This window comes from Rhizobium sp. SU303, assembly GCF_021052345.1.
Lineage (GTDB): Bacteria > Pseudomonadota > Alphaproteobacteria > Rhizobiales > Rhizobiaceae > Rhizobium > Rhizobium laguerreae.
The window spans coordinates 873,443-889,299 of record NZ_CP088095.1; the positions used below are offsets into that span (position 1 = coordinate 873,443).

Below are 15,857 nucleotides of genomic sequence, written 5' to 3' on the forward strand. Positions count from 1 at the left end.
TGTCGCGCAAAACTGTGCAACGGTTTTGCGCTAACGACATGCGGAAAAACAAAGAGCTAAAGCGCGACAAGCGAATCCGAAAGATCGCGACGCGCTTTAGAATCCAAAAGATTGTTTATCGCCACGCCACCCCGTCTTCCGTAGATACTGCTCCCAGTTGAGCGTATCGGGGTTCAGGCGACGGCTCCATTCGAGGTCATGCTCCTTGCCGAAATACCCATATTCGACGGCATATTCGACCATCCCGAGAATCTCTCGAACGAGAAGTTCGTTGGCGGCAAACTCTGGAAAAAAGCGCAGCAGGCCATCCCTGGTGAAAGCGTTTCGATACTCGGCCTTGAGCCCGGTCACACGCTGAAAGGTTTCGACCATCTCCCGCGGAGAAATGATATCCCCGACGATCGGCAGCGTTTTCCCATTGTAGCGCTCGGGGTTTGAGAAAATTTCGAGGACGACCGGCCCGGTCGCCGTCAGCGGATCGACAAAAGGCGCTCGGAAATCTTCGGGAAGATAAATCGGCAGCAGGAGCGTATCGCCCTCCATGCGCGGCACATAATATTCGAGAAGATTGGTGTAGAAGAACGCCAGCATGACGAAGGAATGAGAGATAGGCAGGCCGCGAATATGGTCTGCAACGCGCGCTTTGTCGGTAAAATGCGGCGCATACTTCGTGCCCCCGGTGATCTCGTCGACATTCTCAAGGGTGCTGAAAACAATATGCCCGACGCCGGCCTCCACGGCGGCATCCGCCAGTTGTCGGCCGAGAGGCTCCTCGATGGTCTCGGGCGGGGCGATCGGCGGCGTCATCAAAAATGCGCCCTCCGCGCCTTTGAATGCCGCAACGAGGTCCTTCCGAAGGCCAAGTACCAGAGGGACGGTGACGATTTCAGCGCCGAGTTTCTCCAGGCGTAGAGCTTCAGGCGAATCCTTTTTCCGGGTGAAAGCTCGCACTCGGAAACGTTGGCTCTGAAGGAGTGCCGCGGCGACGCTGCGCCCCTGTTTGCTCGTTGCACCGGCGATCGCGATCAGTGGCTTTTCATGTGCAGACATAGAGCTTTAAACCTTTCCCTGTCATTGACGCCGGCTACGGTGCCAGGCGTCGTTTTGCGGGAGAGCGGTCGGCCTGTGCCGAGAGCCCACCTCCATGGCGGGTACCCTATCGCAACAGGTTCTATGGCTGTAGATATCTGAAATACATAACATAATGCCATTTTTCGGATAAATGGCTGCCAGCCGGCGCGCATACAACTCGGTTCGCCATCCCGCATCAGAACGCCGAAACCCGCGCCCGGATGGTCGGAAGCGGAAAGCCATCTCCTGGACACCGCCGATATTCAGGATCGCGACGGCGCAAGTGTCGTTCATGAAGCCATTTCTCAAACGCTCGCCTTGGCTCAGAGCTGCATTGCAAAGATCGCAAAGTTCACCCTGCAGATCGTCAAATAAACCGATGAGGTCAAGGTTTTCTAAGTGCTGCACAGTCGCTGCAAGATGTTATGTTTATTGAATTCTTTCCAATTCAGACTCTTAGTCTGCCTGTCAGATGTATTAATCACTGTTAAGCACTATTGAATATGGTTAATATTATGTTAATCTTAAAGAGATCAGAGGGTGTTCAGCGTTTTCAAAGCGGAAATTCGAAGCATGAAGCTTTCGCAGATAATATCGCCGGCTATGCCTGAATATAGGTTGAGAATCGGTTCTCGCCTAAATCAAAAAATACTATGCGTTGTATTTGCAGCGATTGTTCCAGTGGCGTCAGCAGCAGAGGAGTTACCTGCGCCCAAGGAAGCAGTCTCGGTTGTGACATCTGGTGAGACTTCGGCCCGGCAGCCTCAATCGTTGCGTGACGTTCTTCGCTCAGGCGATAGATTGAATCTCGCATTTTACGAAAGCTTGGCCTCCGTCGAAGATCGCTGGACGGGCTCGCGGGGGACGGTTCCCTGGAACTTTTACCAGCGGCCCGAGCTCACTGGCGAATACGTCGTTGAAGCGGACGGAACGATTTCGCTTCCGCTTTTGGGACGCTTCCCGGTTCGAGGGCTTCCTCCGGCGGATGTGGAGGCGATAATTCTTCCTTCGTACGAAAGTTTGGTCGGCAGAAAGGGGTTCGTGAATATCGTCAAGATTGAGCACCAGCCGATTTACATTACCGGCCCGGTTCGTAACCCTGGATCGTTTCGATATGTTGATGGCATGACTGTTCTGCATGCCGTTGCGCAAGCGGGTGGCATGGCGGCGAAGAGTATTGAGCCATGGCAGAGCGTGGAAATTACACGCCAGATCGAGCGGTTGAAGGCTGGGCTGGCCGATCTGAAGCGGCTTGCGTCGCGAACCGAGGTGCTCAGGGCGAAACGCGATTCCGTACAAATTGCCAGCATTGGCACACCTGTTCTTGGTCCCGATCCCGATGCTCAGCGGTTACTGGATGATGAGACATGGCAGCGCCAATTGGTAACGACGAGCAAGGATGCGCAGAGCAGTGCTTACGCGAAATCTGTGGCAAATGCTCAGGCCGATCTCGATCTGCGTCAGGCACGCGTCGGTAATTATGATGCCACCATTCGGGTCCGTCAGGATCGGCTGGCAAGTATCGAGAAATTGGCCAAAAACAAACTTGTCACCAGCATTGAGTTGACCCGGGCACAAAGCGAACTGACCGAGTCGGAAGATCGAAAGCAGCAGGCCGTCATCGATGTCGAGAGCGCGAAGCAACGGCTGGCGGCAGCGAAACAGGACGTTGAGCGCGATCGTATCGAACGCAAGATCGAGATCGAAAAGTCGGCAGCGGATGCCGAAAGAGGCCTATCCACGGCGTTGAAGACGACCGAGAGCGATCTTGAAATTTTCCGGTCGATGGTATCGTCGAATGATAGCGCCGGTGTTGAATTTGAAATCGTTCGGCCTGGACCGAATGGTGTCATCGTCGAACCTGCGACCGAAGAAACGGTCTTACAGCCAGGCGATCTGATCAAAGTACATTGAGGCTTAGCCGCATACTCCTCCGACCGGGGAGAGTTTAGTCCTCCTCTCGGCCAAAGAGCTCAGGGGCATCGTCGATTTGCGATTTGTCACGCGGTCCAAAACGCCAAGGAGAGCTTATGTCTACAATCGAAGCTTTAGAATCCTCGCATTCCTCAATGCCGGTCCAAGGTCCGATGTTCAAGTTGCCAAGGACCTCACTCGTCATTCCAACCTTGAACGAAGCCGAAAACATCAAGCTGCTCTTGCCCCGCATACCGACATGGGTACATGAAATTATCATCGTCGATGGGCGATCGACAGACGGAACGCCGGAAATCGCACGAAGCATGCGCGATGATGTCAAGATCGTACTTCAGCCTAAGAAGGGCAAAGGCATCGCATTGCGGACGGGCTTCGAAGCCGCATCTGGTGATATGATCGTGATGCTTGATGCTGACGGGTCGATGGATCCCTACGAAATCATCCTGTTCGTCGCGGCTCTTGTTGCAGGTGCGGATTTCGTCAAGGGTTCGCGCTTTATGCAGGGTGGCGGCACCAGCGACATGACGGTCATCCGCCGTTTCGGCAATCTGGGCCTGACCCTCCTGGTCCGGATGCTCTATGGCAGCTCTTTCAGCGATCTGTGCTACGGCTACATGGGCTTTTGGAGACGGCATGTTCCCTTGCTGCGTGCCGATTGCGACGGCTTCGAAATTGAGACGCTGATCAATTTGCGGGCCCTGAAGAACAAGCTCAAAATCATGGAAGTCGCGAGCTTTGAATCGGAGCGTATCTACGGCGTCAGCAATCTGCGTGCCCTTCCGGACGGCTGGCGCGTGCTGAAGACGATCTTCCGAGAACGCGTCAGTACGCCGACGGGCGTCCAAGTCCTCGAGCAGGGCATGTCCTGAGGTCCGGATGTAATTGGCGAGGCCGCATGATGCGCATTTTGATGCTCAGCGCGAGATACCTGCCTTTTGCCGGAGGAACGGAAACCCATGTAAGCGAGGTCGCAATCCGGCTCGTGCGCAAGGGGCATGCGGTGACGGTCTTGACGGGCAATCCCGACGGCCTTCTTCCGGCAGCGGAAACCCGAGACGGCGTGCAGATTGTCAGGCTGAAGACGTATCCCCGTGGGCGGGATTGGTGCTTCGCTCCCGGCGTCTTCAGGGCGGTCGCCGAAGGCGATTGGGACCTGATGCATGTCCAGGGCTACCACACCTTTCTGGCACCGCTCGGAATGGCCGCCGCATCGCGCAAGGGTCTTCCTTTCGTGGTCACCTTTCACAGCGGGGGCCATTCGTCGCGATTTCGGTCTTCGATCCGGCGCTTCCAACATAGAATGCTTGCGCCTCTGGCCGCCAGAGCAGCGCAACTCATCGGCGTGTCGCGGTTCGAAGCGGATCTATTCAGCCACAATATGGCAATCGCGAGAGACCGGTTCATCGTTATCCCCAATGGCGCGCGCCTGCCGGAAAAGTCCGGGCGTCGGCCGGCTTCACCTCGCGACGGGCCGCTGATTGTCTCGCTCGGCAGGCTGGAGCGTTACAAAGGTCATCATCGGGCGCTTGCTGCATTTCATGTGCTGGCAACGAAATTCCCTGATATGAGCCTTCGGATCCTGGGGGAGGGGCCCTATGAGGCGAAGCTGCGTCAGCAGGTGGCCGAGCTCGGGCTCGGCAACCGTGTCGAGATCGGGGCAATTCCGCCGACCGACCGGTCCGCAATGGCCGATCTTTTGTCTTCGGCCGCTCTTGTCGTGCTCCTCAGCGATTATGAAGCTCATCCCGTGGCGGTTATGGAGGCGCTTTCGGTCAAGGCTCCCGTACTGACCACCGACACATCCGGCTTTCGGGAACTGGCTGAGGAGGGCCTCGTGCGATCCATTCCGCTCAACGCTTCGCCAGACTTCACCGCGCGCGAAATGCTCGCCGCCATGGACGCGGGGCCGATCTCAATTGAGACGAGGTTGCCCGACTGGAACGATTGCACGGATCGGCTGCTGAAGGTGTACGGACGCGTACTTTTGCATCCGCAGCCTGAACTGCGAACCGGTCCAGCACTGCTTGGAGATTTGAAGCACGATGACCGTTGTTAAGGGGCGGGCTTCTCCAGGCCGGCAGAAGGCCTACCAGGACGGAGCTTATCGTCATGGCTATCCAGGAAGGGTTTCCATTCCACGCGTCGATCTGTGGATCGCAGCATTTCTGGGCCTGCGCAGGCAAGACAGCGCGGTCAGGGATGCTGCCGATCCTTCGTCGCTGGGGATGTCGCCGGTCTTCGCCTTCCTATGCAGCTGCGCCCTTATTGTGGCCGCTCTTGCTGCAAATGCCAGTCGGCTGGGAGAGGGCTGGGCGGTTCCGACGTTCTATTGCGCCATCGCCGCGATCTTTCTCCCCGCGGCGGCGCGGATCATCCATCCAGGGGCCAGCCGCCTGGAGCGCTTGGCGCTCATAATGATCGTCACCTCAGCCCTCTTCGTGGTGCGCCTCATCCGCGCGCCCGTCGCCTTCATAGACCATGACGAATTCCTGCACTGGGCGACGGTGAACGACATTCTGGAGGCGGGGCGACTGTTCCTGCCCAATCCCCTGTTGCCGGTCAGCCCCCTCTATCCCGGCCTGGAGCTCATAACGTCCGCTTTGGTCAACCTGTCCGGACTGTCCGTCTTCGCGGCAGGCCTCATCGTGTTGGCGGCGGCACGGATGATGCTGATGTGCGCGCTCTTCCTGCTCTTTGAGAAGATCACGGATTCGGCACGGATCGCCTCAATCGCCTGCCTCATCTACATGGGCTCGTCCGCGTTTTTGCTGTTTGACGTCCACTACTCCTATGAAAGCCTGGCGATCCCCATGCTTGCGGCCGTGCTGTTGGCTTCGGAAAGCCGACGCATGGAGCGAAGCGACGCGGCAGGCTGGTCGACGGTCGTCGCCACCATGGTCCTCATCGTGGCACTCGCGATTACTCATCATCTCACCTCCTATTTTTGCATGGCCCTTTTGTGCAGCACGGCGGTGATGGAATGCCTGAGGCATGGCGCGTCCTCTATGCAGAGGCAGCGGGCGATCCTGCTGGCCTCGATCGCCGTGATTGCTCCTGTCGCCTGGTCGAAGATCATCGGGAACCCCACCGGCAGCTACATCCTTCCGGTACTGGCAGGCGGCATACACGAGGTAGTGCAACTCGTATCGAGCTCGGCCGCGACACGTAAGCTTTTCGTGTCGGACACGGGAGCCTTGGCGCCTGCGTGGCAACGTTATCTGACGATGGCGGGCGTCGCGCTGATCTGCCTCGGACTTCTCACCGGCTTTCTCCGCTCGCTCGTTTTCAATGGGCAGCCACGGAATGCGAGCATCCTCTGGCCGCCGACCAGATGGCGCCTATGGCGGTCAAGCCTTCTCGTCGTCCTCGTTTTGGTGACGCTGGCCTATCCTGTCAGTATCATCTTCCGCCTGACGCGCAGTGGGTGGGAGATCGGCAACCGCATCGGCTCCCTATCTTTCCTCGGCGTCGCAATTGTCGTCGCGGTGGCCGTCGCGGCGTTCTGGCACGGCATGTCGCGTGGCTGGCTGCGCGCAACGGCGCTTGCCGCCGCCGCAACGACGGTGCTGATTGGTGGCGTCATCAGCTCCGAGGGGCCACGTATCCTGGTTCCGGCCGGCTATGAGGTGTCGGCCGACTCCTCGTCGATAGAACCGATGGGGATCAGCGCCGCAAAGTGGACCAGGGAATGGCTGGGCGACGACCAGCATTTCGCAACCGACCGGATCAATCGCCTGCTCCTGTCCACCTACGGCCGGCAAAAGGTCTCGACCACGCTTGAGAGCGGGCAGGATACAGGCATGGCCATCACTGCTGCCGATCTCGGCTCGATGGAACGCAAACTGCTGATCGACGCGGGCGTCGGTTTCGTCATGGTCGATCTGCGCATGACCACCGGCCTGCCCGGCGTCGGCGTCTATTTCGACGGCGGCGCGCAGGATCGAAACCACTTGGTCCCCCTCCAGTCGCCGTCGCTGCTCAAGTTCAATTCCGAGCCCGATGTCGACCGCATCTTCGACAACGGCTTCATGGTCATTTTCGACGTCGGGCGGCTCGGGAAAGCGCGGCAGCCCGCCGTCCCTGGTAAGCGGACCGGAGAGCCGGTGCAATCCTTGGGACGAACAGACGGAGATTTGCAATGATCGATAGCCGTATCGACGCTTTCATGTGCGTCCATTCGCGGGACATCGAATATTTGCTCGAAGCGTCCCTTCGCTCCTACCAGCAGCATTTCCCCGACAAGGGAAACCTGACCATGGTCACCGACAACCCGGCCGCTTTAAGAGCCTTCCTCGACGCGAAGGGTCTCGTGCCCGGCGCAGCCGTCACCGGCGACAACGACTGGCTTTCCGCCAGCGAACTGGAACTTCCCGGCTGGTTTCGGCAGCAGATCGTCAAGCTGCGCGCCTTCGAATTCTGCCGGACCGAGCATTTCTGCAATCTCGGTGCGGATACACTGCTGCTGCGGCCCATCGCGACGACCGATCTGATCGACCGGGGCGAACCGGTTCTCTATTATTCCAGCCACAGGCTGCCCGATCTGCACTACCGTTTCGAGAAGCAACGGTTGCGCAATGTTGCAAAGATCCTCGGCGTCGAGCCGGTTCGATCTTTTCGCTACGTCGATTTCATCAACGATTTCTTCTGCTTCAAGCGTGAATGGCTCATCGCGCTGAATGACTACATCGCGTCGAAATACGGCTCAAAACCCTACGTCGAGCTGCTCAAGGGTCTGAGTGCGTCAAAAGACCAGACACGGTTCGGGGAATGGACGCTCTATTCCGTCTTTCTGCTCGATGTGATGCACCAGTCGCCGACGATGCGCGATGCGCGCGGGGCCTATCTGACGCAGATCCATAGCCGCCTCGGCCTCACTCTGAGCCGGCTGGACAGCAAGATCGTTCATCTCGTCCAGAAATCCTTCGACCCGAACGTGATCCGCCAGAAGCTCATGAAGGTGAACCCGGGCGCCGCTCAGATCATCGGAGCGACGGCATGGGCGGATGCAGGAGCGCGTCCCCGATGATGGCCCGCCGTGTCTTTCTGGGAATCATTCCGCTGTGGGTTCTTGCCGCTGCCTTGGCCGTAACGTGGCTGCCCGAAACCTTTTCGACCTGGGAGAAGGCGGTCCGCCTGGCGCTCTGCGCGCCGCTGATATTGTATTTCCCTGGCCGCATGCTGGTGGACACCCTGCGCATCGAGGGCGATACGGTCACAAGGGGGACGCTCGCGGTGTTTCTGAGCTTCGCGACCTGCATTTTTTTGGGGCTTCTGCTGCATGTCGTCGGGCATCTCGATGCGCGAGGCTGGGTATACGCGCTGGGCCTGACGACTATCGCCATTCGATGGCTGAATGTCGTTTTGCAGCTCGCAAGGCCGGATCCAGGCATTCCCTGGGCTTGGCCCGGCCGCCGCTTTGGCGCCTTCGCAGCTTCCATGATCTTGGCGACGAGTTCCGTCCTCATGGCGCGCCCGGTCGCGCTTGAACACAAGCCGTTTCAGTTCACTGAGCTTTGGATGGTGCCCAAATGGAACTGGACGAACAATGTGGTAACGGTCGGCGTGCGCAATTCGGAAGACGCCAGGACGCTTTACAGTCTTGACCTTGTTCTGGGCGGCACGTTGATTGGAAAGATGCCAACCTTCGAACTGGCGCCTTCCTCCAGCCAAACCTTCGAATTCTCCGTACCGACAAAAAAAACGCGCCCCCCCGCACGGCTGGAAGCCTGGCTCTACAAGGACGGCGACAGAGGAACGATCTACCGCAAGGTCTGGATGACCATCGACGCGCTCCAGTCCCCGGCACCAACCGGAATAACCCTTCAGTTCGCCCCGGAGCCGAAGAATGGATAATTTCCAGCACCCCGTGCCCGGCAAGCTCACGACGGCAATCGTCATCTGCTGCTATTCCGACAAGCGTTGGGACATTCTCAACAAGGCAATCGAGGCGGCAGCGCGCCAGGTGCCGGCCGCGGACGAGATCGTCGTCATCGTCGATCATAATCCGGCACTCGCGCTGCGTCTGCGCGCCAAGCGCTTCGAAACCCCGCTCAGCATCGTCGAGAATATTCATCCGCCCGGCCTCTCCGGTGCCCGCAACACCGGGATTTCTGTCAGCCGCGGAGAGGTCATCCTGTTTCTCGACGACGACGCCGTGTCGGATCAAGATTTGCTGGCGACCTTGGTGCGGCAACTGGAGGATCCTTCGGTTCTGGGCGCCGTCTCCGCTATCCGCCCGCTGTGGGAAACAGACCGTCCGTCCTGGTTTCCCGACGAATTCCTGTGGACCCTCGGCTGCACCTATCGCGGCCTTCATCCGGGGTCGGTGCGCAACCTCATCGGCGCGTCCATGTGCATCCGCCGATACGTCTTCGATCATACGGGCGGCTTCGATTCCGGCTTGGGCCGAACGGCCAAGGCTTTGCCGCTCGGATGCGAGGAAACCGAACTCTGCATCCGTGCAACCAGGGCCTTGCCGAATGGCCGCTTCGTCTTCGAGCCGTCGAGCGGCAGCGATCACGCCATACCCGCCGATCGCGCGACGTGGAAATACTTCCTTCATCGATGCTGGGCCGAAGGGCTTTCAAAAGCCAGCCTGTCGTTGATGGCAGGCTCCGGCGAGGCGCTGGCGTCGGAAAAGACCTATATGACGAGGACGTTGCCCCAAGGGATTATGCGGGGATTCGCTGATGTGCTGCTTGGTCAGCCGAGCGGCCTTCTTCGCGCCGTCGCGCTGGGCGCCGGCCTAGCGGCCACTGCGGCCGGCTTCGCTCTCGGCAGGACCCGCGCTGCCCTTACGCGACCGTTCACCTCCGTTCCTGCTCGCGCTCTCGAACCGGTGGAATAGGCATGATGACCGTCAGGGCCGCCATGACCAAGGTCCGCAGTCTGCTGATGAATCAGGCGGTTTTGCTCCTCAATGCAGGCATGCTGGGGCTTGGAACGTTGATGACGGCCGTTCTCGGCTTCGTCTACTGGTGGTTCGCGGCGCGTTCCTTCTCGGCCGAAGCTGTCGGGCTCGCTGCCGCCGCCATATCGTTGATGAATCTCCTCGCGAATTTCGGCGAAGTCGGTCTCGGGCCCTTCCTGATGGGCGAGATAGGCCGTCAGAAAAGAGCAGGTCCCTTTTTGGCGGGCGCCCTCCTGGCCTCGTTCAGCGCCTCCATCATCGTGGGGCTGATCTATCTTGCTATCGCTGCCTTCACATCGACGCAGCTTGGCTCGATTGTCGGTTCCTCCGCGACCGATCTCTTCTTCGTCGCTGGTTGCGCTCTGACGGCCGTGACCCTCGTGCTCGACCAAGCCCTTGTTGGCCTTCTGCGCAGCGGCCTTCAACTGGCCCGAAATGTCGTCTTCGCCGCCAGCAAGCTTCTTCTACTGATCGCTCTCGGCCTGACACTTGGCCGCGCGAGCAGCGAGCTGGGGATCTTCACCACCTGGTTTGTCGGACAGCTTGTCTCGCTGGTCGTCGTGGCCGGGCTTCTTGTTTATGCCGGCAGGCGCGTTTTCCACCGGCCGGAGATCCGCGCCTACCGCCCGGCGCTCGGACAGGTTTTCGGCCATCATACGCTCAGCATGGCTGTTCAGGCGCCGGCGCTTTTGCTGCCCTTCGTCGTCACGGTGATGCTGTCTGCTGAGATCAACGCCGCCTTCTATGCCGCCTGGACGGTGCTGAACGTCGCGCTTCTCGTCCCTGCGTCACTCGCCTCGGTGTTGTTTGCCATCGCTGTGCGGGAGCCGGAGCTATTTCCTGCGCGCCTGCGGCTGTCGCTCGGCTTGTCGATGCTGGTCTGCGCGGCGACCGCCTTGGCGTTCCTCTTCCTGTCGCGCTTCATGCTCTGGATATTCAATCCGGCCTATGCTGTGATTGCAGGAAATAGTCTCCAGTTTCTGGGCGTTGCCGCTTTCGGAATGGCGTTGAAGTATCATTATCTGGCGGTTCAACGTGTCCGACGGCGCCTCGGTTTTGCCACGCTCGTTCTGACCGGCGGTGCGGTGCTGGAGATCGCGGCCGCCGTCGGTGGTGCGCAATTCGGGATCGCGGGCACAGCCAACTTCTGGGTCATTGCGGTTTCGCTGGAAGGCCTCCTTCTGTGCCCGGCTTTGTATTGCGCCGCACGGCGCACTGCGACGCCGTCCACCATCGCGCCATCAGCGGCTGCCGGTGTCTCGACATACGGCAATTCCCTCGATGAGACAGACCAAATCGGAATTGCGTCACGGGCTTGAAAGGGAGTTTTTTCGCATGAGGCCTATTCACCATTTCCGGAATTTCGCTACCGGCGCTGTGGCGCTGGCGCTTTTTTGGTCTGCTCAAGTCGGATCTGCGGACGCGCAGTCATCTGCGCAGCAATCTTTCGTCACGACGAAGGAGGGGGGCTTTCTTCTGGACGGCAAGCCATTTCGCGTGGCCGGCGTAAACAACCATTATCTGACATTTGGCTCGCCAGGCGAAGTCACCCGCGTGTTGGACGATGCCACGGCAATGGGTGCCAATGTGGTGCGCACCTTCCTGCAACCGGTTATAGGGTCGCTGGACGGCCGTGTGCCGACGATCTGGAATTCAAAAAGCACTGCCGATTCCAGCAATCTTGGGACCAAGGGCATCTATATGATGAGTTGGGATCCGATAACCAACAAGATGGTTCCCAACGACGGACCCGACGGCTTGCAAAAGGTCGATTACCTCATCGCGGAAGCGGCGAAGCGCAAGCTCAAGCTGATCCTCGCATTCGTCGATTTCTGGGCCTATACGGGCGGTGCCCAGCAGATGAACGCCTGGTATGGGAGTTCGGACAAATACACCTTTTTTGCCGCTGATCCGCGAACCCGCCGCGATTACAAGGCATGGGTTCGGCATGTTCTGTCGCGCGTCAACACGATTACTGGTGCGCGCTATTCCGATGACCCCACCATATTTGCCTGGGATCTGGCCAACGAACCTGACATCCATCCCAAACCGCTCCTTCATGACTGGGTGTCGGAAATGTCAGCCTATGTCAAATCCCTGGCACCGAAACAGCTCGTCACGACGGGCCATGGGAACATGGAACAGAAGCTGGCGGATATGAACATTCCGAGCGTCGATTTCGGCACATGGCATGGCTACCCATCCTACGTCAAAATGAGCCATTCCGATTTCGATGCCCGCATTCGCGAATACTGCACGATCGCACGAAATATCGGAAAACCGGTGATCCTGGAGGAATTTGGAATTCCCCGATCCGATCCCGATCAGGCAAATGCCTATGAAATTTGGCTGAACACGATCGCCACGTCGGATTGCGGAGGCTGGGTGGTTTGGCGGCTCACCAGCGCGCAGGACTCGGGCCTCTATCCCCAGGACGACCACGACAAATTCGACATCCATAACGATGGAGGCCCTGCTTGGCAGGCTCTGCGCGCCGCCGCCCTCAAGTTTCAATAATCAGGGCTCGCTCGAAGGCGGAAACCGATTTCAAGAGACAATATGCGTGACACGAAGATCGGAAGCGCGCCTGCGAACCGGAACGGTGGCGCGTTCTTTCCCCTAGAACAGGATGATTTAGGCCGGGTCGGCCTAAAATCTGAATCCTGTTTGTACAGAGCATGATGTCGTCCGAATACCGCTGACACTCTCCGCAACATCGCCGCATACTAATAGACGAGTGATAGCGATCTCGACACGCTGGAGTATTGACCTAAATGCCTCCATATTTTGTTGCGATCTAAACTGGGTCTCCAGCTTGGACAAATATTCGCGGTCTATCCCAGGATATAGGGGACAAACCGGAGATTTTTGAAGGTCAGCATTTGTTAATATGAATAATGCGGACGGCTCGCCCGCAGAAGCGGTATCGTATAATGAAACTTCATCGGGCTACCCCGATTCGAAATAGGGATTGCGGCAGTGAACTCTTCAGGCTTTCTTCAATCAATCGTCGAAGCCGAATCCCATGATACACGCTTGAATTTCGCCCGCGCCGCGATTTTCCAGCTTTATAGTGCTTGCCTGCCAACCGGTTCTGCGCCGGCTCAGCTTTCCGTCGAACTCTCTCTATCCGAACAAGAAGCAGTCACGCTTGTCGTCCGGCCGTTTGTCAATAGTATCGAGGCACTTGGCGGGCTTGTGAAATCCCTGTTTTCGACAAAGGCGGAGACCGTACTGCGAGCCCTGCCATGCAGGGTGGAGGATAAGCTTGGATCCGGCATTGGATTGATACTTTTCGTCGACGATGAGCCGATGATTACTATCGGACCTCTCGCGGATAATAGCGGACTGTTTCTCCGGCAAATCGAGCCCGCATCCAGGAATACGTCCGGGGTTCCCACAATCGGTACGGTGGTAGGCCAACGGCTTGCCAGTGTGGTCCCTATTCCGACTGGATCTCTCCATCTGCGTAAGCCGAAATAACGGACGTTGACCAATCAAGGTCTCAGCAGGAGACTGCCCGCCGAACGTCCGGATTCCATCTCTTCGTGCGCCTTCGCAATATCGGCCAAACGATTATTCGGCGCCGATCTGCGAAACGGGCGTGAGGCAAGGATGACCGGTGCTCGATCTCTGCCGAATCACATCATTTTTCACAAAGCCGTCGGCCGCCGGAATATGGCTGATAAGTGCAATCGGACGGCCGAAATGAGCGGTAACTGCGCGAGCAGGCGGTGATGTTACAGGACTGGGGTGCGCCTTGACCATCGACCACTGCTTCGGTCGATCGCACTCCGTTCAGAGTCGGTTCGGTCGTTGCCTCACGCATGAAGTCCCGCCAGATATGCGCCGGCAGGTCGCCGCCCGTCACCCCCTTCATCGGCGCGTCATCATCATTGCCGACCCAGACACCGACGACGAGCGCTTCCGTGAAACCGACGAACCAGGCATCACGATTGTTCTGGCTCGTGCCGGTCTTACCGGCCGCAAACGTGCCGGGATCTGCCCCACGTCCAGTGCCGCGCTCGACCACCAACTGCAGCAGGCCGAGGAGGTCGGACTGGTAGGGCGAAAGATCGACATTCGGCTTTGCTTGTGAGCCAACTCGAAACGTCTTGGGCTGCCCCGCCGCCTGGAAGTCGATGATGCCCCAGGGCCTGACAGGTGCCCTGCCGAGTTGGACGGACGCATAGGCGCTGGTGAGGTTAAGCAGATTTACTTCTGATGTGCCAAGCGCCAAAGACGGCGTGTTGGCCAGTGGCGCATCGATGCCGAGTTCACGCGCTGCGGCAATCACATTGTCCAGACCCACCTCTTCGGCAAGCGCCACTGAGGCGGCATTGAGCGATCGCGCGAACGCCTCGGCAAGGGTTACCCAGCCGCGATAATTGCCACCGGAATTTTCTGGCGACCAGCCATCGATGTCAATTGGCGTGTCCGGAACTTGGTCAGACAAGGTGAGCCCAGCCTTCAATGCTGCGTAATAGACGAATAGTTTGAAGGTGGAACCCGGCTGGCGCATCGCAGTGACGGCGCGGTTGAACTGGCTTGCCTTGTAGTCGCGCCCTCCAACCATCGCTACGACCGCGCCGTCGGGCGTCATCGCAACCAAGGCCGCCTGTGATGCTTCGACCGTCTTTCCTTCACTGTCTAGGGCTCTTTTCACGACCCTTTCGGCGATCTGCTGCAACCGCGGCACCAGCGTGGTGCGCACCGTCGTCGAACCTGGCGAGGAGCCGGCGATTTCGCTTGCTTGCGGCGAAATCCAGTCGGCAAACCAGCTTCCGGAGCGCGGCGTAGGCGTCGTTGGGTGCAGCCTGGCAAAGCTCGTCTTGGCCTCCGCCGCCTGTGGCTCGGTGATCTTGGCATTGGCTGCCATCGCGTCGAGAACCACCAAGGTGCGCTGCCGGGCGCCTTCGAAATTGTCGATCGGATTCCATTGGCTCGGCGCCCGCAGCAACCCCGCCAGCATCGCAGACTCCGGCAGGTTGAGGGCGCCGATTTCCTTGTTGAAATAGATGCGCGCTGCGGCAGGCATGCCGGTGGCGCCCGCGCCAAGATAGACGCTATTGAGATAGCGCGTCAGGATTTCCGCCTTGCCGAGCTTCCACTCCAGCCAGAAGGCGATGACGACTTCCTGTATCTTTCGTTTTATGGTTCGGTCGCTGTCGAGGTATTGCAGCTTGATGAGTTGCTGGGTGATCGTGCTGCCACCCTCCACCACCGAGCCAGCCTCCAAGTTCCGCAGAAGCGCCCTCCCGATGCCCCTGGGGTCGACGCCGAAATGATCCATGAACCGGCGATCCTCGATCGAAAGGACGGCATCGATCAGATGGGGCGGAAACTGGTCGTATCGCGCATATGGTCCTTGATAAGGTCCCTGTCTTACCAATGGCGCGCCGTCGGCAGTTTCCAGCACGACGACCGGCTTTAATGTTCCAGCCCGGATTTCGCTCCAGGGCACGTCTTTCAGTGCCCACACCAGCACGCTTCCTGCGAGGAGGCAGACAAGCAAGACCAACCCGATAGCGAATTTGCGCCAGCCCGCAATGAACGGAGCGCTTCGTCGACTTTCACGCGGCTTTGAACGCTGACCGCGCCCCACTTTAACCAAAGCACTCGTAATCCACTTGTGGGCAGCGGACGCGATTCCGGGTCGCGTCGACCTCAGTTTTGTCCTCCAAGACAAGGCGGCCGTCTTGATCTTTGCCAAAACAGAACTTGCCTGCAAATCTTGGCGCAGCGCACGCAACAGAGTCCTGGCGGCCCGTCGAGTTTGGCCGAAGGATCCGGGGGGCGGTTGCGAGTCGTCGACTCGGGTGGTTCCCGGCGAATCCGAGGCAGCCGCTTGCGCTGCTGAATCGAGTGTCTGATCGCGACCGGAGCTCGAGCCGCTAACGCTTTCACCTGAGGATTCGGGAGAATTGGGCATCGATTACCG

General features: G+C 58.8%; 12 protein-coding genes and 1 pseudogene. 10 read left to right on the top strand and 3 right to left on the bottom strand.

The features are described from left to right. Window positions 1–96: 96 nt before the first annotated feature. On the bottom strand, window positions 97–1,050 hold the full coding sequence (locus RlegSU303_RS04400; RefSeq protein ID WP_168277355.1) for an NmrA/HSCARG family protein: 954 nt from the start codon (window positions 1,048–1,050) through the stop codon (window positions 97–99). 561 nt (window positions 1,051–1,611) lie between these two features. Between RlegSU303_RS04400 and RlegSU303_RS04405 the strand changes: the two genes are divergently transcribed. From RlegSU303_RS04405 to RlegSU303_RS04450, 10 genes are all read left to right on the top strand, one after another. Beyond that, window positions 1,612–2,985, top strand: a complete 1,374-nt coding sequence (locus RlegSU303_RS04405; RefSeq protein ID WP_231283499.1) for a polysaccharide biosynthesis/export family protein — start codon at window positions 1,612–1,614, stop codon at window positions 2,983–2,985. A gap of 116 nt (window positions 2,986–3,101) precedes the next feature. Continuing rightward, window positions 3,102–3,875 (top strand): glycosyltransferase family 2 protein, encoded by a 774-nt coding sequence (locus RlegSU303_RS04410; protein WP_131623882.1) that lies wholly within the window; start codon window positions 3,102–3,104, stop codon window positions 3,873–3,875. Window positions 3,876–3,901: 26 nt separating this feature from the next. Further along, window positions 3,902–5,062, top strand: a complete 1,161-nt coding sequence (locus RlegSU303_RS04415; RefSeq protein WP_131630535.1) for a glycosyltransferase family 4 protein — start codon at window positions 3,902–3,904, stop codon at window positions 5,060–5,062. Next, the gene (locus RlegSU303_RS04420) at window positions 5,049–7,148 is read left to right on the top strand and encodes a hypothetical protein (RefSeq protein ID WP_231283501.1); all 2,100 of its coding nucleotides are present in this window, start codon (window positions 5,049–5,051) and stop codon (window positions 7,146–7,148) included. The genes RlegSU303_RS04415 and RlegSU303_RS04420 overlap by 14 nt, the downstream gene beginning before the upstream one ends. Further along, window positions 7,145–8,032, top strand: a complete 888-nt coding sequence (locus RlegSU303_RS04425) for a DUF6492 family protein (protein WP_131630537.1) — start codon at window positions 7,145–7,147, stop codon at window positions 8,030–8,032. The genes RlegSU303_RS04420 and RlegSU303_RS04425 overlap by 4 nt, the downstream gene beginning before the upstream one ends. Further along, the gene (locus tag RlegSU303_RS04430) at window positions 8,029–8,859 is read left to right on the top strand and encodes a hypothetical protein (RefSeq protein ID WP_231283502.1); all 831 of its coding nucleotides are present in this window, start codon (window positions 8,029–8,031) and stop codon (window positions 8,857–8,859) included. The genes RlegSU303_RS04425 and RlegSU303_RS04430 overlap by 4 nt, the downstream gene beginning before the upstream one ends. After that, complete coding sequence (locus tag RlegSU303_RS04435) at window positions 8,852–9,853, top strand: glycosyltransferase family 2 protein (protein WP_231283503.1); 1,002 nt, start codon at window positions 8,852–8,854, stop codon at window positions 9,851–9,853. The genes RlegSU303_RS04430 and RlegSU303_RS04435 overlap by 8 nt, the downstream gene beginning before the upstream one ends. 2 nt (window positions 9,854–9,855) lie before the next feature. Continuing rightward, window positions 9,856–11,235, top strand: a complete 1,380-nt coding sequence (locus tag RlegSU303_RS04440; protein ID WP_222329500.1) for a hypothetical protein — start codon at window positions 9,856–9,858, stop codon at window positions 11,233–11,235. Between the two features lie 16 nt (window positions 11,236–11,251). Continuing rightward, window positions 11,252–12,433 carry a glycoside hydrolase 5 family protein gene (locus RlegSU303_RS04445; RefSeq protein ID WP_331275229.1) on the top strand — a complete coding sequence of 394 codons (1,182 nt, stop codon included), beginning with the start codon at window positions 11,252–11,254 and terminating at the stop codon, window positions 12,431–12,433. Window positions 12,434–12,895: 462 nt separating this feature from the next. Further along, entirely contained in the window at window positions 12,896–13,399 is a 504-nt protein-coding gene (locus tag RlegSU303_RS04450; protein WP_094086470.1) for a hypothetical protein, read from the top strand. A gap of 14 nt (window positions 13,400–13,413) precedes the next feature. Here RlegSU303_RS04450 and RlegSU303_RS34495 read toward each other — a convergent pair. Together RlegSU303_RS34495 and RlegSU303_RS04455 are read right to left on the bottom strand one after the other, a co-directional pair. Beyond that, window positions 13,414–13,516: pseudogene (locus RlegSU303_RS34495) on the bottom strand (quinone oxidoreductase); the annotation flags it as partial. Window positions 13,517–13,562: 46 nt separating this feature from the next. Then, window positions 13,563–15,848 carry a PBP1A family penicillin-binding protein gene (locus RlegSU303_RS04455; protein ID WP_231283505.1) on the bottom strand — a complete coding sequence of 762 codons (2,286 nt, stop codon included), beginning with the start codon at window positions 15,846–15,848 and terminating at the stop codon, window positions 13,563–13,565. Window positions 15,849–15,857 lie beyond the last annotated feature (9 nt).